Source organism: Planctobacterium marinum, assembly GCF_036322805.1.
Classification (GTDB): domain Bacteria; phylum Pseudomonadota; class Gammaproteobacteria; order Enterobacterales; family Alteromonadaceae; genus Planctobacterium; species Planctobacterium marinum_A.
The window spans coordinates 4025348-4044197 of the sequence record NZ_AP027272.1; the positions used below are offsets into that span (position 1 = coordinate 4025348).

23 protein-coding genes are annotated in these 18850 nt (G+C 45.5%); 7 read left to right on the forward strand and 16 right to left on the reverse strand.

Features of this window, described 5'->3' with window-relative positions; genetic code table 11:
• Positions 1-25: 25 nt before the first annotated feature.
• Positions 26-307: a hypothetical protein gene (locus tag AABA75_RS17805; RefSeq protein ID WP_338294088.1), complete on the forward strand. Its 282-nt coding sequence runs from the start codon at positions 26-28 to the stop codon at positions 305-307.
• An 8-nt stretch (positions 308-315) separates the two neighbouring features.
• On the forward strand, positions 316-540 hold the full coding sequence (locus AABA75_RS17810; protein WP_338294089.1) for a hypothetical protein: 225 nt from the start codon (positions 316-318) through the stop codon (positions 538-540).
• A 78-nt stretch (positions 541-618) separates the two neighbouring features.
• On the opposite strand, the gene rpsQ is transcribed toward AABA75_RS17810, so the two are convergent.
• The 12 genes from rpsQ to AABA75_RS17870 all read right to left on the reverse strand — a co-directional run bounded on the left by rpsQ (position 619) and on the right by AABA75_RS17870 (position 6843).
• On the reverse strand, positions 619-870 hold the full coding sequence (gene rpsQ / locus AABA75_RS17815; protein WP_338294090.1) for a 30S ribosomal protein S17: 252 nt from the start codon (positions 868-870) through the stop codon (positions 619-621).
• Entirely contained in the window at positions 870-1061 is a 192-nt protein-coding gene (gene rpmC, locus AABA75_RS17820; RefSeq protein ID WP_229531222.1) for a 50S ribosomal protein L29, read from the reverse strand. Before rpmC ends, rpsQ begins: the two co-directional genes overlap by 1 nt.
• Positions 1061-1471, reverse strand: a complete 411-nt coding sequence (gene rplP, locus AABA75_RS17825) for a 50S ribosomal protein L16 (RefSeq protein WP_338294091.1) — start codon at positions 1469-1471, stop codon at positions 1061-1063. Before rplP ends, rpmC begins: the two co-directional genes overlap by 1 nt.
• A gap of 2 nt (positions 1472-1473) precedes the next feature.
• Positions 1474-2178, reverse strand: a complete 705-nt coding sequence (rpsC, locus tag AABA75_RS17830; RefSeq protein ID WP_338294092.1) for a 30S ribosomal protein S3 — start codon at positions 2176-2178, stop codon at positions 1474-1476.
• Positions 2179-2181: 3 nt separating this feature from the next.
• Positions 2182-2520, reverse strand: a complete 339-nt coding sequence (gene rplV / locus AABA75_RS17835) for a 50S ribosomal protein L22 (protein ID WP_229531225.1) — start codon at positions 2518-2520, stop codon at positions 2182-2184.
• Positions 2521-2530: 10 nt separating this feature from the next.
• Entirely contained in the window at positions 2531-2806 is a 276-nt protein-coding gene (gene rpsS, locus AABA75_RS17840) for a 30S ribosomal protein S19 (RefSeq protein WP_268409630.1), read from the reverse strand.
• Positions 2807-2821: 15 nt separating this feature from the next.
• Positions 2822-3646, reverse strand: coding sequence for a 50S ribosomal protein L2 (gene rplB, locus AABA75_RS17845; RefSeq protein ID WP_338294093.1), 825 nt, complete (start codon positions 3644-3646; stop codon positions 2822-2824).
• A gap of 15 nt (positions 3647-3661) precedes the next feature.
• Complete coding sequence (gene rplW / locus AABA75_RS17850) at positions 3662-3961, reverse strand: 50S ribosomal protein L23 (protein ID WP_229531228.1); 300 nt, start codon at positions 3959-3961, stop codon at positions 3662-3664.
• On the reverse strand, positions 3958-4563 hold the full coding sequence (rplD, locus tag AABA75_RS17855) for a 50S ribosomal protein L4 (protein WP_338294882.1): 606 nt from the start codon (positions 4561-4563) through the stop codon (positions 3958-3960). The genes rplW and rplD overlap by 4 nt, the downstream gene beginning before the upstream one ends.
• Positions 4564-4580: 17 nt before the next feature.
• Positions 4581-5219: a 50S ribosomal protein L3 gene (gene rplC, locus AABA75_RS17860; protein WP_338294094.1), complete on the reverse strand. Its 639-nt coding sequence runs from the start codon at positions 5217-5219 to the stop codon at positions 4581-4583.
• An 18-nt stretch (positions 5220-5237) separates the two neighbouring features.
• A complete protein-coding gene (gene rpsJ, locus AABA75_RS17865) occupies positions 5238-5549 on the reverse strand; it encodes a 30S ribosomal protein S10 (RefSeq protein ID WP_229531230.1) in 312 nt (103 codons plus the stop codon).
• Between the two features lie 1066 nt (positions 5550-6615).
• Positions 6616-6843: a hypothetical protein gene (locus tag AABA75_RS17870; protein ID WP_338294095.1), complete on the reverse strand. Its 228-nt coding sequence runs from the start codon at positions 6841-6843 to the stop codon at positions 6616-6618.
• 263 nt (positions 6844-7106) lie between these two features.
• On the opposite strand from AABA75_RS17870, the gene AABA75_RS17875 reads away from it, so the two are divergent.
• On the forward strand, positions 7107-9263 hold the full coding sequence (locus tag AABA75_RS17875; protein ID WP_338294883.1) for a GspE/PulE family protein: 2157 nt from the start codon (positions 7107-7109) through the stop codon (positions 9261-9263).
• Positions 9264-9266: 3 nt separating this feature from the next.
• The gene (locus tag AABA75_RS17880; protein ID WP_338294096.1) at positions 9267-10730 is read left to right on the forward strand and encodes a M20/M25/M40 family metallo-hydrolase; all 1464 of its coding nucleotides are present in this window, start codon (positions 9267-9269) and stop codon (positions 10728-10730) included.
• Positions 10731-10760: 30 nt separating this feature from the next.
• Here the strand turns inward: AABA75_RS17880 and AABA75_RS17885 are convergent, their stop codons facing one another.
• Complete coding sequence (locus tag AABA75_RS17885) at positions 10761-14012, reverse strand: FG-GAP repeat domain-containing protein (protein ID WP_338294097.1); 3252 nt, start codon at positions 14010-14012, stop codon at positions 10761-10763.
• A 115-nt stretch (positions 14013-14127) separates the two neighbouring features.
• Positions 14128-14424 (reverse strand): CDGSH iron-sulfur domain-containing protein, encoded by a 297-nt coding sequence (locus AABA75_RS17890; RefSeq protein WP_338294098.1) that lies wholly within the window; start codon positions 14422-14424, stop codon positions 14128-14130.
• Between the two features lie 90 nt (positions 14425-14514).
• Here AABA75_RS17890 and AABA75_RS17895 point away from each other — a divergent pair, with 90 nt between their 5' ends.
• On the forward strand, positions 14515-15711 hold the full coding sequence (locus AABA75_RS17895; RefSeq protein ID WP_338294099.1) for a DUF819 domain-containing protein: 1197 nt from the start codon (positions 14515-14517) through the stop codon (positions 15709-15711).
• 95 nt (positions 15712-15806) lie between these two features.
• Here the strand turns inward: AABA75_RS17895 and AABA75_RS17900 are convergent, their stop codons facing one another.
• Entirely contained in the window at positions 15807-16067 is a 261-nt protein-coding gene (locus AABA75_RS17900) for a hypothetical protein (protein ID WP_338294100.1), read from the reverse strand.
• On the opposite strand from AABA75_RS17900, the gene AABA75_RS17905 reads away from it, so the two are divergent.
• Positions 16048-16428: a hypothetical protein gene (locus AABA75_RS17905; RefSeq protein ID WP_338294101.1), complete on the forward strand. Its 381-nt coding sequence runs from the start codon at positions 16048-16050 to the stop codon at positions 16426-16428. The genes AABA75_RS17900 and AABA75_RS17905 overlap by 20 nt on opposite strands.
• Positions 16429-16433: 5 nt before the next feature.
• Here AABA75_RS17905 and AABA75_RS17910 read toward each other — a convergent pair whose 3' ends face one another.
• Positions 16434-17795 (reverse strand): ATP-binding protein, encoded by a 1362-nt coding sequence (locus tag AABA75_RS17910; protein WP_338294102.1) that lies wholly within the window; start codon positions 17793-17795, stop codon positions 16434-16436.
• A 177-nt stretch (positions 17796-17972) separates the two neighbouring features.
• Between AABA75_RS17910 and AABA75_RS17915 the strand changes: the two genes are divergently transcribed.
• The gene (locus tag AABA75_RS17915; RefSeq protein WP_338294103.1) at positions 17973-18782 is read left to right on the forward strand and encodes a transporter substrate-binding domain-containing protein; all 810 of its coding nucleotides are present in this window, start codon (positions 17973-17975) and stop codon (positions 18780-18782) included.
• The last annotated feature ends 68 nt before the right edge of the window (positions 18783-18850 follow it).

The window sequence follows — 18850 nt, forward strand, 5'->3', positions numbered from 1 at the left end:
TTTGACAACTATAGGGAATAGCAAAATGCAAGAATTAACATTGGATGAATTAAATCAAGTCAATGGCGGTGTATTAGTAAATGCACTCGCCGCAATTACGGGGGCCGTCGGTGCCATAGTGGGAACAATAATCGGTGGTGGAAATGACGTCGACGCAGAAGACATCGTACTAGCAGGTGTTGCAGGTGCCGTAAACTCAGTGCGTTCATTAGTGGGTGCAGTAAAATTAGTAGGGGGAAGTGTTGCTGGAGGTGGAACCGTAAACGTGATTCGGGATGTCATTGATTTAGAATTTAGTGGTTCTTGAATTCAATTATGGAACTTATCATTCTGCGTATCTTAATGACTGCGGCGCTAATACTAGCCACTATTTATGGTATAAAAAAATTTTGTGGAGTGGGCATACTTGATGACTTCCCCGAAGATCTGAAGGGCATTCGTTGGTTTTTGGCACAAACAAATATCTTCTTTGCAATAGTTGTTGGTTCTATTACTACCGACCTCGTCATTATGCCTATTATCCAAAAACTCTTTGGATGAAAATCTGGATTTGACAAGCTCAGCTAACAAAAAACCCGCCATAAGGCGGGTTTTTTAATTGGTTATAAAACTTAAAAATTAAGCTTTACCAACAACTTCAACCAACATCCAGTTCTTAGACTTGGATAATGGACGGCACTCTTTAAGAGTTACTACGTCGCCCATTTGGCATGTGTTGTTTTCGTCGTGAGCGTGCAACTTAGTTGTGCGCTTGATGAATTTCCCGTAGATAGGGTGCTTCACGCGGCGTTCAACAGCAACAGTGATAGTTTTATCAGCTTTGTTGCTAACCACACGACCTTGTACTGTACGAATCTTTTGTTCAGTCATTAGGCACCTGCCTTCTCAGTCAAAATGGTTTTAACACGCGCAATGTTACGACGAACTGTTTTCAATTGATGCGTTTGCGCCAATTGACCAGTGCTGTTTTGCATGCGCAGGTTGAATTGCTCCTGAAGAAGTTCGATCAGGTGCGCATTCAATTCTTCTACGCTCTTTTCTCTTAGTTCAGATGCATTCATTACATTACCGTCCGAGTTACAAAAGTGGTCTTAAACGGCAATTTCGCAGCTGCAAGTTCGAAAGCTTCTCGCGCCAATTCTTCTGGCACACCTTCCATCTCATACAGCACACGACCTGGCTGAATCTGACATACCCAGTATTCAACGTTACCCTTACCTTTACCTTGACGAACCTCAAGAGGCTTCTCAGTAATTGGCTTGTCAGGGAACACACGGATCCAGATTTTACCTTGACGTTTAACGTGACGAGTCATCGCACGACGAGCTGCTTCGATTTGACGAGCAGTCATACGGCCACGACCAACCGATTTTAAACCGAAAGTACCGAAACTTACTTTATTACCAGATGCCAGACCACGGTTGCGGCCCTTGTGCATCTTACGAAATTTCATACGTTTTGGTTGTAACATGATTACGCTCCTCTCTTAGCAGGACGCGACTTCTTCTTAGGTTGTTGCTGCTCTGGTTGCTCAGCCTTAGTAGGCAAACCACCCAAAACTTCACCTTTGAAGATCCATACTTTGATACCGATGATACCGTAAGTAGTCAACGCTTCTGAAGTTGCATAATCGATGTCGGCACGGAAAGTGTGTAGTGGTACACGACCTTCACGATACCATTCAGAACGAGCAATCTCTGCACCGCCTAAACGACCGCTAACTTCAACCTTGATACCTTTGGCACCTAAACGCATAGCGTTTTGCACGGCACGCTTCATGGCGCGACGGAACATAACACGACGCTCTAACTGGCTAGCGATGCTATCAGCTACCAATTGACCGTCTAGTTCAGGCTTACGTACTTCAGCGATGTTAATCTGAGCAGGAACGCCTGCCAGGTTAGACACGTGCTTGCGAAGTACTTCAACATCTTCACCTTTCTTACCGATAACAACACCTGGGCGAGCAGTGTGAATAGTCACACGGATGCTTTTCGCAGGACGATCGATTTCGATTTTAGACAAAGATGCATTTTTCAATTTCTTAGTCAGATACTGACGAACCTGATGATCAGAATACAGGTTATCAGCATAATCTTTAGTACCGGCGTACCAGGTAGAAACCCATGGTTTGCTGATACCCAGGCGTATGCCCGTAGGATGTACCTTCTGTCCCATTGTTTACTCCTGATTGTCCGCTACTACAACAGTGATGTGACTGCTGCGCTTGAAGATGCGATCTGCACGACCTTTCGCGCGAGTTTTGATGCGCTTCATAGTAGGACCTTCGTCTACGAAAATCTTAGCTACTACCAACTCATCAATGTCAGCACCTTCGTTGTGTTCAGCATTGGCGATCGCAGAGTTAAGAACTTTCTTAACCAGATCGGCTGCTTTCTTAGGGCTGTACGTCAAAACTTCTAGAGCTTTTTCTACGTGCAAGCCGCGAACTTGATCTGCTACCAAACGCGCTTTTTGAGGCGAGATACGAGCAAAACTGTGTTTAGCTAAAGCTTCCATTGTCTACTCCTTATCGTTTCGCTTTCTTATCGGCCACGTGGCCTTTATAAGTACGTGTTGGCGCAAATTCGCCCAATTTATGGCCTACCATTTCGTCCGATACGAATACTGGAACGTGCTGGCGACCGTTATGGACCGCAATGGTCAACCCAATCATATCTGGGATGATCATAGAACGACGAGACCAAGTTTTAATTGGCTTCTTGTCGCCTTTTTCCACTGCAGCCTCAACCTTCTTCAACAAGTGTAGGTCGATAAATGGACCTTTCTTGAGAGAACGTGGCATGGTGAATCCTCGCTATTACTTGTTACGACGACGTACGATGAACTTATCAGTACGCTTATTCTTACGTGTTTTTGCACCTTTAGTCGGTTTACCCCAAGGAGAAACCGGATGACGACCACCAGAGGTACGGCCTTCACCACCACCATGTGGGTGATCAACTGGGTTCATTGCAACACCACGTACGGTAGGACGAACGCCTCTCCAACGGGTTGCACCAGCTTTACCTAAAGAACGCAACATGTGCTCAGCGTTTCCAACTTCACCGATTGTCGCACGACAATCAGAAGGAACTTTACGAACCTCACCGGAACGTAAACGCAAGGTTACATACGCACCTTCACGCGCCAAAATCTGTACATATGCACCAGCAGAACGCGCAATTTGCGCACCTTTACCTGGCTTCATCTCAACAGCGTGTACTACTGTACCTACTGGGATGTTGCGCATTGGCAAAGTGTTACCTGCTTTGATAGGTGCATCAGAACCAGACAAGATCTGATCGCCAGACTTCATGCCTTTAGGGGCAAGAACGTAACGACGCTCACCGTCTGCATAACATACTAAAGCGATGTTAGAAGAACGGTTAGGATCGTATTCAAGACGCTCTACCTTTGCAGGGATGCCGTCTTTGTTACGTTTGAAGTCAACAATACGATAGTGCTGCTTGTGACCGCCACCGATGTGACGAACAGTAATACGACCACCGTTGTTACGACCACCAGACTTACTTTTCTTGTCTAGCAAAGGTGCATGTGGTGCACCTTTGTGCAAGTCAGGGTTAACGACCTGAACAACGTGACGACGACCAGCAGAAGTCGGCTTAGCTTTCATTAATGCCATGTCAATTAACTCCTATTACTCACCGCCACCGACGAAGTCGATGTCATGACCTTCTTTCAAAGTAACGTAGGCTTTTTTCCAGTCCTTACGCTTACCAGTGCGCAGACCGTGACGCTTGGTTTTACCCTTCACGTTTACAGTGCGTACGCCAGCAACTTCAACTTCAAACAAAGACTCAACAGCAGCTTTGATTTCAGCTTTAGCAGCATCGGTGGTTACTTTGAAAACCAATGTATTATTCAGTTCTGCAGAAACAGTGCTCTTTTCAGAAACGTGAGGAGCAAGAATGACTTTTAAAAGACGTTCCTGGTTCATGCTAAAGCCTCCTCTAATTGCTTCACTGCATCTTTAGTCATCAAAACTTTTTCGAATGCAATCAAGCTAACTGGATCGATACCCTGTACGTCACGAACATCTACTTTGTAAAGGTTACGTGCAGACAGGAACAGATTCTCATCAACTTCAGAAGTCACGATTAATACGTCTTTCAGTTCCAACTGCTTAAGCTTAGAAACCAAGTCTTTAGTTTTTGCAGATTCAACACCGAAGTTTTCAACTACAACTAAACGCTCTTGACGAACTAATTCAGACAGGATGCTCTTGATAGCACCACGGTACATCTTACGATTTACCTTCTGGCTGTGATCCTGAGGTTTTGCCGCGAATGCGCGACCACCGCCAACCCAAATTGGGCTGCGGATTGTACCAGCACGTGCACGGCCAGTACCTTTTTGACGCCATGGCTTCTTACCGCCACCACGTACTTCAGAACGCGTTTTCTGCGCCTTACTACCCTGACGTGCACCAGCTGCGTATGCTACACATACTTGGTGAACTAGAGCTTCGTTAAACTCACGGCCAAAAGTAGCTTCTGAAACTTCAAGTGCGCCTTGCGCATCTTTAATTGCTAATTCCATCATCTATCTCCCAGACCTTACGCTTTAACAGCTGGCTTAACGATAACATCACCACCGGTAGAACCAGGGATAGCACCTTTAACCAGAAGCAGGTTGTTTTCAGCGTCTACTTTAACGACTTCCAGAGACTGTACAGTAACTTGTTTGTTACCCAGCTGACCGGCCATTTTCTTACCTTTGAAAACTTTACCTGGTGATTGGTTTTGACCAATTGAACCAGGGGCACGGTGAGAAAGAGAGTTACCGTGAGTCATACGCTGAGAACTGAAGTTCCAACGTTTGATTGCACCAGCAAAACCTTTACCTTTAGAAGTACCAGTTACGTCAACCATGTTTGTGTCAGCGAAGATCTCAACAGTGATCTCTTTACCTACTTCCAAATCAGCGCCTTCTTCAGCACCTAAACGGAATTCCCACAAACCACGGCCCGCTTCAACGCCAGCTTTAGCAAAGTGACCTGCTTCAGCTTTATTTACACGGTTAGCCTTTTTTGTACCAGCAGTTACCTGCAAAGCGCGATAGCCATCTTTTTCGGCAGTACGAAGCTGTGTAATACGGTTAGGGGTAGCTTCGATAACAGTCACAGGTACAGAACCGCCTTCTTCAGTGAAGATACGAGTCATACCGACTTTACGACCGATTAATCCAATCGACATTATTTACACCCTCTCTCTTTAGCCCAGGCTGATTTGAACATCAACGCCGGCAGCCAAGTCCAATCTCATCAGAGCGTCGACTGTTTTGTCTGTAGGTTCGATGATATCGACCAAACGCTTGTGAGTGCGAATTTCATACTGATCACGCGCATCTTTGTTTACGTGAGGTGAAATAAGAATGGTGTAACGCTCTTTGCGAGTAGGAAGTGGGATAGGACCACTTACTTGCGCACCAGTACGTTTGGCGGTGTCTACAATTTCCGCTGTAGACTGATCAATTAATTTATGATCAAACGCTTTTAAGCGAATACGAATTCTTTGATTAGCCATCGACCAAAGCTCCAAACGATAAAGAACAAAAAAATACACTCCTGCCGCCCTAAATATTGGGGGAGGGGTGCCTATATAACGATGACCTCCAATTGAGGTCTTGTTAGTTCCTGAACGCCTTATAAATAATGCATTCAGGGACTGGTTCTATGAACTCAGTGGGCGCGCATTATACGCATGTTTAATATTTGCGCAAGAGTTATTTTGCATTATCTCGGCAGACCCGAACATTTCATTTGTGCCCTGATGGCATTGTCATCGCCCGGCCCAAATTATTTTATAAGTGCTCGTCTGGGTGATGACCTTTCAAGTCTGCAAAAGGCTCTGTGATGCGCGCTATTAGCAATGCGATCGCCAGATTAGTCACTAATGCGAACTCATTACCCATTTTGCTCTCTAGCCAATGGAAAATAATGTGGTATATGGCTACCGCTGAGAATAGACACGCAACGGTGGTCCATACTATTGTCGGTTGTAGTATGTAAGCGCACTGCTTACATATCATCTTACCTCGCCATATCAAACCCAGCCTTTTATCGATGGGAATCGTTACTTTGCAATTCCGGCAGTGTCTTTCAAATAACCACACGTATTTGCCTCTTTTATATCACTAAGCTCTTATTTGCTTAATTGAGTTTTATTTGTCTGCCCTTTAAAATGCAAGCCAAAAGTGTAACCGGAGCATAATGTTGCAAGAAATCCCTATCTTTTAATTTACAAGATTTCAGGGGCCTTGTTAGATTGTGTGATTAAAGACTAAGCCTGCTTCATAACGATTTACTTTTCATTCACTCGCAAAACGAAGGCTTCGATTGAACTATTAGAGCCTAAGTTTCCTTACTCCTAATCCAATCAACCGTAAGTAATAAAAACCCGAGTACAGAAACAAAAATGACACCTTGGGGTAACGCGTCTTTAGACTGTACAAACAGAATAACAATAAATACGCCCAATACTAATTCAAGTAAAAAAAGAAATATCCATGCAGCTCTATACATTTAGTTATCCTCATATAATAGGATTAATAAGGGGAGCCATAGACAACTCCCCTAAACAATAACGGTCTTTATGGTTCCCTATTAGCCGCAGACGCAGCCAAACCGACACCAAAAATAGCCGAGCCGGTTGTAATACCCCAGCCAATTCCTTTACCAATAGCTATCAGAACTGGAGTGACACCGCCGTTAACCTGTTCGATTTCTTGTATCGATAACTCATTCATGTCCATCTCCTTGCCAACGTCACTGCGTTGGGCTGTTTGTTTAAACTGTGCCAACCATTGACACAATTCCATGTTAACCGGCAGAAAATCTGATGTAACCTGTACCTAAGTACAGTTTTTTAAGGCCATAAACTGGCGATAAACTGAGCAACCGGAATAGATAATGACAAGGAAACGTCATGAAACCAGTAAGCTCAGCTATAGTTAACAGTATCATTAACCGTGAAATACAACCGATAACAGAAGAAGCCCTCTACAGAATGATAAACGACCAGGTTCGACAGGACGACTTACTCAAAAAAATCGACAGCTATTTAGAGCAACACGAAACTTTGATGGATGCTTATCAAAAGCTGGAGCCCATTATCCTCAAGTTATTTGGTGCCGAGCGCATGAGTATCTTTCAACGTCGTCGCCAGCATCAAGATTTGGTAGCCCGCTTCAAAACCGGCAACGAAATTCGTGAGATTAAAGTGGCAATCAGTCCGCAATCCATCGCTGGTTATGTGGCCTTAAGTCAGCTTCCTCTGATTATCAATGATCCATACAACGCTGAGGAATTAAGAGAGATTCATCCTCGTCTGAAATTCGCTGACAAATTTGATAAGTCCAGCTCCTTTAAAACCAAAAGCATTCTTTGTGTTCCCATTATGAACGCAGGCGTTATTTTGGGCGTGATGCAGGTCATCAATAAACAACGCGGTGATTTTAACGACGCAGACCTGCGCCTTGGTAAAGGCCTGGCCGACATGTTAGGTAACAAGTTCCGATTTGAGCTTGATGGCACTAAACAGCCATTTCAATATCTGGTGCATCGTAATTTGATTCAAGAGTCAGTACTGGACCAGCTAATTGAAAGCTGTAAAGATCAAAAACACCTTATTCAACGACTCACTTCTGAACATCGCATCCCGGAGAATGAAATTGGCCAGGCATTGTCAATCCATTACCAGGTACCTTGGCTTGATTACCTGCCCGACAAATACCATTTGTTTCAAAACGAAAGTCGGCTCAACGTTTCTTATCTTAAGCGCAACCTGGTAGCAGTTATTGCCGACGCCCGCGAAAACCCCATAGTTGTAATGGCCGAGCCCAACAATGCCGCTTTGCTGATGGAAGTCGAATCCGCGTTGGGTATTGAGCAATACGAAATCTCAGTGGGTTTGCCCAACACTGTCTTACAATACTTAGGAGAAGCCACGGGCGGAGACAGCAAAGGTCCGGGCGAAATGGATGAAATCCTGGATGAGATCAGCACCAGCTCTGATGACCATGAAGAAATGGTGGATGAGCTGTCTGACGATGCACCAGCCGTGGTGCGTTTAGTGAGCCGTATTCTGCATGATGCCAAGCGCATTAACGCATCTGACATTCACATCGATGCTGAAAAAGGCGGCCCGACTCGCGTTCGCATGCGGGTGGATGGGGTCTGTCGAGATATCACCCAACTGCCAGCATCACACCATAGTGCTGTGATTGCCCGTATTAAAATTATGGCGAATCTTAATATCGCAGAAAAGCGGGTGCCACAAGACGGTAAGTTGGCTTTTCGAATGCAAGGCAAACCAGTAGAAGTTCGGGTGGCAACAATACCAACGGTGGCAGGCGAAGGCGTAGTTATGCGTATTCTGGCGGCAGGTGGTGCCATGCCAATGGACAAAATGAACCTGAGCCCGCGCAACACCGAAATGCTCAAAACCATGATTGTGAAACCCCATGGTATTTTGTTAGTGGTTGGGCCAACAGGCTCAGGTAAAACAACGACTTTGCATGCAATCCTTGGCCACTTGAACACCCCCGAAAAAAAGATTTGGACTGCGGAAGACCCGGTGGAAATTACTCAGCCCGGCCTGCAACAGGTGCAAGTCAGCCCAAAAATAGGCTTTACCTTTGCTAGTGCCTTAAGAGCTTTTTTGCGGGCCGATCCCGATATCATCCTTATCGGTGAGATGCGGGACAAAGAAACCGCACATGCCGGTATTGAAGCCTCGCTAACAGGTCACTTGGTTTTATCCACACTACACACCAACTCTGCGCCTGAAACCATTACCCGTCTTTTAGATTTAGGGTTAGATCCCGTCAACTTCTCTGATGCCTGTGTAGGTATATTGGCACAGCGTCTCATCCGAACCCTGTGTAAAAACTGCAAAGAGGAATACCCTGCGACTGACGCGGAAGTGGGCTTTGTAAAGCGCCAATACGGTGAAGATAAACTAGAAGAAATCGGTTATAAAGAGCCCTTAATGTTGCACCGAGGTAAAGGTTGTGATGAATGCGGTGGCACCGGATACAAAGGCAGAACCGGCGTGCACGAGCTATTGACCATGACTCCTGAACTCAGAGCGCTCGTATATAAAGAAGCCGCAGTGACCGCAATGGCCAAACAAGCCACCAGCGATGGCATGCGCACCCTGGTGCAAGACGGTCTATACAAAGTACTCAAAGGCGATACCGATATTGCCCAGGTACAAATTATTTCCGGAGCAGAATAATCCATGAGCATGTTAAAAAAAGCCCTGCTGGCGTTGGGCTTGCTATTGGTTGTTCTTGTGGGTATTGTCACCTTCAGAACCTATACTGTTTTTACTGAGCAACAAGTTCAGGTTGAACCGATAACCAGTGCATTCAGCCGCGATAAGAATGCCGCAGTGCAAAGGCTTTCCAGAGCCATTCAATATCAAACCATCTCCAGCGAAGAGTCTTCCGATAGCAATAGCGAATTCGAATCATTTATTCGCTTTCTGGAAAAGAGTTACCCTTCCCTTTGGCAGAAGTTTCCTCCCGAATTTATCTCTGAGTACAGTTTCCTGTTCCGCATCAAAGGTACACAGTCAAGCACTAAACCTTTGATGTTCCTGGCCCATACTGATGTAGTTCCCGTTGATGCCGAAACTTTACACAAGTGGCGACAAGCGCCTTTTGGTGGTGACATCGCTGACGGTAAAGTATGGGGACGGGGTGCTATCGATGACAAAGGCAGCGTAATGGCACTGTTGGAAGTGGCTGAATATCTAGTCGCCAATAACAAACTACCTGAACGCGACATCTATCTGGCCTTTGGTCACGATGAAGAAATAGGCGGCAAATCAGGCGCGGCAAAAATTGCTGAAAAACTCAAATCCGAAGGTTTAGAATTCGAATTTATTCTGGATGAAGGCGGCGTAATCACTCAAGGGATTATGCCCGGCATCCAACAACCCTTAGCGTTAATTGGCATAGCAGAGAAAGGCTTTGCCAATTTTAAACTAACCGTGGAAAGTACCGGAGGTCATTCTTCACAACCTCCCACTAACACCGCCGCAGGGATTATCGCTCAAGCCGTTGTTAAAGTGGAAAACGCCCCCTTTCCCGCCGATCTCAGTTTTATGAATCAAACTTTCGAAAAAATCGGCAATTACGCCGATATTTCCATGCGGCTACCCTTTAGTAACCTTTGGCTGCTGCAGCCTGTTATTGAAAGCGCCATGAATGCTTCACCAGCCACCTCAGCCAGCATTCGTACGACAGCGGCAGTCACTCAGCTAAAAGGCAGCTCTAAATCTAATATTCTACCCACAGAAGCCTCTGCCGTGGTGAACTTCAGACTGTTCCCGGGTACGAGCGTTCAGGATGTGAAAGCCCACCTGAAAAAGATAATCAACGATGAACGGGTAAAGATAGAACCTTTTATGGCCACTGAAGCCTCTTCAGTATCTGCTGCAGATAGCGCCAGCTTTGAGCTGCTAGAGCAAACGATTAGAAGCATAGACGGTAACATTCTGGTGGCGCCTTATCTGGTGATTGCGGGCACAGATGCCAAACACTACGAGGGCCTGTCTGAGAATATTTATCGCTTTATGATGGTGAAATTCACTCCTGAATCCTTACAGCGTATTCATGGTATCAATGAGCATATTGACATTGATGAGTACCACCAGATCATGACTTTTTATCATGCCCTGATGACTCAACCGTTTTAGGGTCAGGTGGCAATACCTGACCCCCTCATGCTATTGAGCACTTTGAACAGTTGTCGTGATTAACTTAGAGTGTTCGTCGCCGGTGCCATAGACTCCGTCCGGGCCAGGAGTGTAATCAGAATGCACCATATCCAGCAAGCCATCGCCGTTCAAATCTATTGGATAAGCCTTTTCGCCCCAGTATCTTTGTGGTTGTAACAGAGTAGGGTCCTGTATTTCAAAAGTTCTGTCGGCCTTTCTGATATAAAGGTAAGGCGAGTTTTCATCAATATAGGCTGAGCCGGCCATTATCAAATCTTCCAGACCGTCATTGTTCATATCCGCAAAAATCATCGGTAAAGGCATATTGAGATTACGGCCATAAAATGAGTATATTTCTGTTGTTAAAGACTGATCAGCGAAATAGTTATCGGTTTCATCAATAAACTCACCATTGCAGTCACTAATCAGCGCCTGTAAATATCTGCCAGTATTACCTGCAGAAGGGTCCGCATCAGTATTGCCTCGCTCATGAGCTAACACCAGATCTTTTGCCCCATCGCCATTTAAGTCGCCAACGATTAATGACTTCACGTAGGTATAATCATCATTCCAATCTACTCCGGGAAGGTTGTGTACATTGTGCGCTTTGAAATAGCCAGTTCCATCGTTGTAGGCAATCTTATTGAAATTGAATTCCTGATTGTTATTTATACGTTTCAGTCGTCCCATCACTAAATCCGGGAAACCATCGCCATTCATGTCTTCTAATTTATGATAAATGTAACGCCAGTAGTATTGATAGGTCTCACCACCATGCAAAATATCGGTGGGGATACGATTGTCATGATCTACAGTAAAGTTGCCACTGCCGTCGTTCAGCAAAAAATGCCCTACAATATTGTCGTAACCACCACCACTTTCAACAAAAATATCAATATCGCCATCACCGTCGATATCTCCCCAGGTAACGCCTTTGCTATGAATGTGATCGTTCCCTGTTGAGTCTAGGTAACTCTCAGCCAGTTGCGTGGTGACACTGTATGCTCCAGCTTCGTTACTCATCAGCACAACAGGTGGCTCACCATAGTAACCTCCGGAAGGAGCTTGCCCTCTATCAAGGTTACCGCCATCCATGATGACAAAGTCTACCTGACCATCACCATTAAAATCTGCTGTGGCGGCTTTTGGCGCATACATGCTTACATCAGATTCCAGAAACTCAGAGGTTACATCCGAAAAACTGCCGTCGCCATTGCTTTGCAGGAAAATTAACGCGGATGGTTCAAGCGAATTATTATCTTCACCGCCCACCAGCAAATCAGTTAATTGGTCACCATTAAAATCACCTGCGTAAAGGAATTGGTCCGCGATGCCTTGCGCAGAAAAATCCGTTGTGGATTCCGTTGTATAACTAAATTCATTAATGTTGACTTCAAGTGACAGCGGCTCAGGAGCAACGCACTGTAAGTTAAATACCACCTCAGATGCCCAATTCTTCACTCTGACATTTACGGTATCGGAAGCGGTGTTACCATCAATGTCAGTTACCTCAACTTGAAGTATCGCATCAATGTCGGCATCCACTTCCGGGGCAGTAATGGTAATGCCGTACTGATCGGTCGCTGATAGCTCTAGCTCAACACCAGACAATTGTGTCCAGCTCACCTGATTGATTTGGTTATCAGGGTCATCCGCTGTGGCCACAAGTTCTGCTGTGTCTCCTTCAAAGAGCTCAATATCAGAAGGCGCGGTTACATTCACTTCCCAATCTTCAGACTGATCCCCCGAGTCTAATATCATTAGAGATTTGAAGGACGTATAAGTAAAGCCGTTACTATCTGTCAAACTGAGATACGCAAAAAGAAAGCTATCTTGTTCTACCTGCTTCGCAGTGACCCGCGTATTCACAGACTCTGCCGACTCAAACTCTAGATAGTCGGTTAAAATTGACCACCAAAGTGCACTGGTAAATTTGTTTTGTGGGTCGGTGATATCTGGTGTTAATTGCGCGCTCTCCCCTTCATTAATCTCAAGCGTGTCCCCCATATCAACTGAAAAACTGTTAGAGTCAGCTTTTAAATTTACTGTCACCTGTTCCTGAGTTACGCCACCATCAGCATCGGTTACCGTAATCGAAAACTGCAAAGATTCATCTTGCGTGACACTTGGCATAACCAAGGTAAACCGGGCTTCTTCTGGTGCAAAAAGGTTTACGGCTGTACCTGACAGTTGTTCCCACAAGTAACTTAATTCGGTGCCTTCAGGATCGGTTGCTTCTGCTTCGAACAAGATAATTGAGCCCGAATAAACGTTGTGTTCCTTTGTAACCTGAATAACCGGGTTTAGGTTTTCGATTTCAGCAACACTGACCATTTCCATGCGGGTACTGATTGGCGCTGCAAGCGGCACATCAGTGCTTTGCTTACCGAAATGATGGCGTTCTATTTCACCATCAGAGCTACGCAATATGTACTGATATTGATTGGAAGCTCTTCTTACCGCAATATCAGCCTTTCCGTCACCGTCGTAATCGGCCACAATAGGAGTATCCTCCGATTGTTTGCCAAAATGATAGCGGCCGATACTTGCATCGCTACTGTTCAGTACGTACCAATATTGATTAGAAGGACGACGCACCGCCACATCGGCTTTGCCATCACCATCGTAATCGGCTGGTACCGGAATATCTTCAGCTTGCTTACCGAAATTGATACGCTGAATCTCACCATCTGAGCTATTCAGGATATACCACATCTGATTTGAAGGTCTTCTGACCGCAATATCAGCTTTGCCATCGCCATCGTAGTCAGCCGGTACGGGAATATCTTCCGCCTGTTTGCCGAAATTGAAGCGCTGAATCTCTCCGTTTGAACTATTCAGGACATACCACATCTGATTTGAAGGTCTTCTGACCGCAATATCAGTAATACCATCTCCATCATAGTCTGCTGGAACGGGAATGTCCTCAGCCTTTTTGCCGAAGTTTACGCGCTGTATTTCTCCATTTGAGCTATTGAGGATGTACCACATTTGATTTGACGGTCTTCTTACGGCCACATCAGCGGTACCATCACCATCAAAATCACCACTTACCGGAATGTCATTTTCATGCTGGCCGAACTTAATACGCTGAATAGTTTGGTCGCTACTATTCTGAATATATTGCATAAAGCTAGCCTGGCGTCTAACGACAATATCGGCTTTTCCGTCGCCGTCAAAGTCCAGTTCAGCGGCAAAACTTGTCGCCGTACTCAATGTGGCTACAACAAAAATAAGATGGTGAAACAGTTTCCGGCTCATTAGCTCATATCCCAATAGCTTTCAATGGAGTGCAGTTAAAATGAACGCGGAGTATAGATTTTAATCGACTTATTGCAAGTCACTTTATTTAACAGGCAGTGCTATCGCGTGGACACTAATCGTAACGGCTGTAATACTCATCCCGCCCACCACCAAACTTAAACTGATGAGTGCCATCACAAAAAGGTTTATTACCCGTGCCAGAACAACCACAAAAATGTTCGGTCTTGTCTTCTGTCGCGGTATATTTTAACGGTTGATAGCGAGTGCCTTGATGAGAACCATCGCAAAACGGCACAGATTGGGTTTTACCACAAGAACACCAGAAGTAAGTTTTGCCTTTTTCAACTTGCACCGCAACAGGTCTGTCGTTAGAGACTGACGCTGTCGAATCTAGCTTTTGTTCGGACATGAGTTATTTCCAATAAATATTGCGCTTAACTGGTAAATACAGTGATGAAATGGCTTAATAGTTCCATCGCTGTTTTAGAATAAAAATAACATGGACACAAGCTTAATACCCGCAGATCAGCATTTTGCTGTCATGGCCGCTCTCTTCGCTATCGCCTTTTTTGGATTTTGGGCAGAAAAACAGAACTGGGGCAAACTAGTAACCGGTACTGTTTGGGCAATCCTTGCCGCTATTATCGCATCAAATCTGAACATCATCCCCAAAAGTGCCGATGCCTATAGTTTCGTATTTCGCTATTTGGTGCCGGCTTTAATTCCACTATTTCTGATCAATGCCAATGTTAAGCGCATCATAATGGAAAGTGGTCGTGTGGGAATTGGCTTTATTCTGGCCTGTATTGGTTCCGCAGCTGGAGCTATTGTTGGTATTAGCCTGCTGGACTTGGGTGCGCGAGAAGCTGACCTTGCTGGGATTTTTACCGCCACATATACGGGTGGCTCAGTAAATTACGCCGCGGTTATCCAATCTACAGGGTTCGATGACGCCAATATCATCTCTGCCGCCACCGCTGTAGATAATCTGATGAGTGCGCTGTTTTTAGCGGTTCTGGCTATTATGCCAGCCTCAAAATGGTTAATGTCTAAATATGCGGTGCGCAATCACGAGTTAGAAGAAACTCAACCTTACGCACAAAGTAGCCAACAGGTTACAGGTTTTAGTCTCGCCGCCGCACTCACATTCGCACTGGCTGTCGTAGCGCTTTCCGACGCTACAGTAATGTTATTGGAAAGTTGGTTGCCAGACTATGAAATCAGTCGTTTGCGCTATGTGTTTATCACCTTATTTTCTATCCTGCCAGCCACCATCGCACCGCAGGCGATGCACAAGTTACAAGGTGGTGAAACCATCGGTATTGTATTGGCGTTCGTATTTTTTGCTGCCATTGCAGCAGGTGCAGATGTCGCCAAACTGGTGAGCGTTGCTCCCATTCTGCTAGCGTTTGTAGTGATACTGCTATTGATCCATGCCGTTATCGTATTCGGCCTCGGTGCCCTGATCTCTCATCTAAGCAAGAAGTTGAGTGGTAAAGAGGATAATCTATTCAGATTATCTTTACCTGAGCTTATTATTGCCTCTAACGCCTCAATTCTAGGTGCTACAACAGCGCCAGCATTGGCGATGGCCAGAGGTTGGCCAGCTTTGGCTACACCGGGAATTCTGGCTGGCGTTGCGGGTTACATCGTCGGCACACCATTAGGGCTGTTAGTGGCTTCCTTGGCTGGATAAGGCGAAATATTGTACTGCACCATTTAGTCTGCTAGTTTATTGAAATAGATACACACATTTTCATGTGACCGGATGGTGCAATATGTTTGGTAAAATTAAGAGCTTTTTTGGCCGTAAAAACCCCCCCCTGCTGCACCACCGCAAATGGCCAGTTCAAGACTACAACAGCCAGAAGTCGCCACCCGCAGCAGAAGCACTGCTGTAATGTCACCGCCTTCAGCAGAATCGGTTATGGCGGCGAAAAGGCAATCAACTGCGGCCGAGGCATCCAGACCTTCTCCTGCCGCTGTATCTCCTTCTCGTCCTGCGGTATCCCCACCGGCATCGGCAAGCAGATTGCCACCACCGCCAGCCATGGTACGTGGTGGTGAAGACTTCCGTCGTGTTGAAAAATCCATGAAACGCGGCGAGCGTGTAAAAGCCCAAGATTTTATGGCGGTAGCGACAGCTGGAGGAAGCCGCGATCTCAGAGCAGCTAAAACCAAAGAAGTGATACTCAAAACCAAACATGGTGAAACTGACGGCATGACCATGCGCCATCGCTCCGGCAGCGTGACTGAATTACACCTGGCAGCAGATTCCAGTAAAGTCACTGCGGCGAAGCATTTCAGTAAAACCACTGGCAAGGTCACCGAAGTGCGGGAAGCCCACATGCGCGGAGCAGCACAAAAACAATTGACTAAAGTGGCTGCCAGAAAGGACCATCGGGGCGAATAAACACGTTATGCAGTCAGTGGCAATGCGACAATAAAACAGGTGCCTTTACCAGGTACGCTTTTTACTTCAATACTGCCACCGTGATCTTTGATAATCCCATAGGAAATGGATAGCCCGAGTCCGGTACCCTCACCTTCAGCCTTGGTGGTAAAGAAGGGATCAAATAACTTTTTCAGGTTTTCAGGGGCAATACCCGGACCGTTATCGGCTACATATACTTTCAAAAAACCGTCGTCTAATCGGGTGTAAATCTTGATCACCCCTTCTTTCTTAATCGCCTGACCCGCATTAACTAAAAGATTGGTAAAAACCTGCGCCAATCTGCCCGAATGGCACCTTATCTCAGCCCCCTCACAAAAATTGGTATAGATCTTACAGTGATATTTAAGCTGGTTGTTCACCATCGCCAGAGTATTGCGAATACAGTCGTTAACGTCTGTTAGTTTTTTCTCGTCCGCGTCGGCATGAGAAAACGATTTCAAACCCATGACGATTTCTTGTACACGCTGTAAACCTTGCTCGGACTCATTTAACAACGAATCAATATCACCACAGATAAACTCAACATCGTTTTCAGCCATGATTTTTTCAAATGCAGGCCCCAAAGAAGCGGAGGTTTTTAGGGCCTCTGCACTGGAGTCGATAGCGTTTTTCAACGAGCGAATGTAATCCTCCATGGTTTTTACATTGCTTAGCACATAGCCCACCGGGTTGTTGATCTCATGTGCAACCCCCGCAGCTAACTGCCCTACCGAAGCCATTTTTTCAGCCTGTAAAAGCTGCCTTTGCGCTGCGTGTAACTCACTGTTGGTTTTGTTTAATATCTGATTTTTGCGTTCTAACTGTGCAGTGCGTTCTTTTACCTTAGCTTCTAATTGCTGGTTAAAGCTCTGCAGCATGTCTTCGAATTGATCCTTTTGACTAAATTCCAGCTCCAGATTATCAATGAGCTTATTGAAAGCGATACTCAAACCACCTAACTCATCATTCGCTTGAACAGGTATTCTGGTATTTTCGTTAAATCGCCCTTCGGTCACCGCAAGTGATACGCTCTCAGTACCGCGAATAATGATGTTAAGCCGCGCTTGTAAATAGTAGCCTGCAAGTACTGCCAGCAGGGCCAAAAGAAAAATCAGAATAGTCCCGGGTAACAAGAAAGCTTGCAAAAGAACAAGGTCGATTTGAGCAGCAAGATGCCCTTCAATTGCGACAATGTCTGAAAGCCCGGAGACTGTGCTTACTTCAAGACTCCAGAACAAGCCTGAGAACGCGACAAACTGAAGCACAAGCACAATGCAAAATGCCTTCACTTTCAAAGAGACGGCAGCAGTATGTTTAGTCCAGATTTTTAGAATGGGCGTCAGCATGGAATTTTCTAGTGTGTGAAAAACAAAAGATGAGCAAAAAATAACCTCATGTGACATTTGTGTCAATTGAGACTTTAGTAGTATACTCCTCAATTCACTTTCCGCCTGTATTTGCTCTACCCCTGTTTATTACCCATACTTATTATCGACTCCAATCGTTAACGAAGGCGCGCATTGTTGTACATTCGATGGTGCATAATTCTCTGCTCCTTGTTACTGTATGCACCTTTACATGGGGTATGCCAACAGGCGGGCGCTGCGGATAGCAGAAAGCCAGTTTACGTCATTGGTTCAGAGAATATTGGCTATTACCCTCATTATGACTTTATGAATTCTGAGCAGCCCGGATATCTCTCATCGCTGTTAAAACTGTTTGCCGAACAATACAATCTGGAGCTGGTTTTTGTTGCCTTACCCAACAAACGCCTGCATCTTGCTCTGGAACAAGGGGTCGTTGACCTGGCCTACCCCGATAATCCCAATTGGGGCAAAAAGCCTGTTAACCGCCAGTTGAGCAAATTCTATAGTCAGCCCATCACTCAGGTTTTAGGTGGCACTATTGTGCATACGCGGCAAAAAGGTAAAGGCTTAAGGGAATTTAAGTCTCTGGTGGTGCCATTTGGTTTTACACCTATCAAATGGCAACAAAGAATAGATCAGAACGAGGTGCGCTTAGTGCAAGTGGCGGATGCTTTAAAAGCGTTGGAACTGGTTCAAAGACAACGTGTTTCGGGGGCGGATATCGAATTTCACGTAGCTATGCACCTCATTGATACTCATCCGCAATTAACCAATCTAACCCTGGATCCGGGCTTGCCTTACGATATCGTGGGCTTTAGCATTTCCACCTATAAACACCCCGAGCTCTTGAAGCAACTGGATGCCTTTATTGCAACTCATCCCAATGAGATCCTTGAGCTAAAGCAGCGTTATGGTTTGCGCTCACCAAAGAACATACTCGAGCAGCAGGCAAGCCCTTCTCCTTAATCAATTCTGACATCTTTCTTGATAACTTCCTGACAATGCTATGCTATTGCTATAACCACCACCGTATA

What these genes read in the sequence shown, in the direction of transcription:
- AABA75_RS17805 (WP_338294088.1), top strand. Translation starts at nt 26, where the DNA reads ATGCAAGAATTAACATTGGATGAATTAAATCAAGTCAATGGCGGTGTA.
- AABA75_RS17810 (WP_338294089.1), top strand. Translation starts at nt 316, where the DNA reads ATGGAACTTATCATTCTGCGTATCTTAATGACTGCGGCGCTAATACTA.
- rpsQ (WP_338294090.1), bottom strand. Translation starts at nt 870, where the DNA reads ATGACTGAACAAAAGATTCGTACAGTACAAGGTCGTGTGGTTAGCAAC.
- rpmC (WP_229531222.1), bottom strand. Translation starts at nt 1,061, where the DNA reads ATGAATGCATCTGAACTAAGAGAAAAGAGCGTAGAAGAATTGAATGCG.
- rplP (WP_338294091.1), bottom strand. Translation starts at nt 1,471, where the DNA reads ATGTTACAACCAAAACGTATGAAATTTCGTAAGATGCACAAGGGCCGC.
- rpsC (WP_338294092.1), bottom strand. Translation starts at nt 2,178, where the DNA reads ATGGGACAGAAGGTACATCCTACGGGCATACGCCTGGGTATCAGCAAA.
- rplV (WP_229531225.1), bottom strand. Translation starts at nt 2,520, where the DNA reads ATGGAAGCTTTAGCTAAACACAGTTTTGCTCGTATCTCGCCTCAAAAA.
- rpsS (WP_268409630.1), bottom strand. Translation starts at nt 2,806, where the DNA reads ATGCCACGTTCTCTCAAGAAAGGTCCATTTATCGACCTACACTTGTTG.
- rplB (WP_338294093.1), bottom strand. Translation starts at nt 3,646, where the DNA reads ATGGCATTAATGAAAGCTAAGCCGACTTCTGCTGGTCGTCGTCACGTT.
- rplW (WP_229531228.1), bottom strand. Translation starts at nt 3,961, where the DNA reads ATGAACCAGGAACGTCTTTTAAAAGTCATTCTTGCTCCTCACGTTTCT.
- rplD (WP_338294882.1), bottom strand. Translation starts at nt 4,563, where the DNA reads ATGGAATTAGCAATTAAAGATGCGCAAGGCGCACTTGAAGTTTCAGAA.
- rplC (WP_338294094.1), bottom strand. Translation starts at nt 5,219, where the DNA reads ATGTCGATTGGATTAATCGGTCGTAAAGTCGGTATGACTCGTATCTTC.
- rpsJ (WP_229531230.1), bottom strand. Translation starts at nt 5,549, where the DNA reads ATGGCTAATCAAAGAATTCGTATTCGCTTAAAAGCGTTTGATCATAAA.
- AABA75_RS17870 (WP_338294095.1), bottom strand. Translation starts at nt 6,843, where the DNA reads ATGGAATTGTGTCAATGGTTGGCACAGTTTAAACAAACAGCCCAACGC.
- AABA75_RS17875 (WP_338294883.1), top strand. Translation starts at nt 7,107, where the DNA reads ATGGATGCTTATCAAAAGCTGGAGCCCATTATCCTCAAGTTATTTGGT.
- AABA75_RS17880 (WP_338294096.1), top strand. Translation starts at nt 9,267, where the DNA reads ATGAGCATGTTAAAAAAAGCCCTGCTGGCGTTGGGCTTGCTATTGGTT.
- AABA75_RS17885 (WP_338294097.1), bottom strand. Translation starts at nt 14,012, where the DNA reads ATGAGCCGGAAACTGTTTCACCATCTTATTTTTGTTGTAGCCACATTG.
- AABA75_RS17890 (WP_338294098.1), bottom strand. Translation starts at nt 14,424, where the DNA reads ATGTCCGAACAAAAGCTAGATTCGACAGCGTCAGTCTCTAACGACAGA.
- AABA75_RS17895 (WP_338294099.1), top strand. Translation starts at nt 14,515, where the DNA reads ATGGACACAAGCTTAATACCCGCAGATCAGCATTTTGCTGTCATGGCC.
- AABA75_RS17900 (WP_338294100.1), bottom strand. Translation starts at nt 16,067, where the DNA reads ATGGCTGGCGGTGGTGGCAATCTGCTTGCCGATGCCGGTGGGGATACC.
- AABA75_RS17910 (WP_338294102.1), bottom strand. Translation starts at nt 17,795, where the DNA reads ATGCTGACGCCCATTCTAAAAATCTGGACTAAACATACTGCTGCCGTC.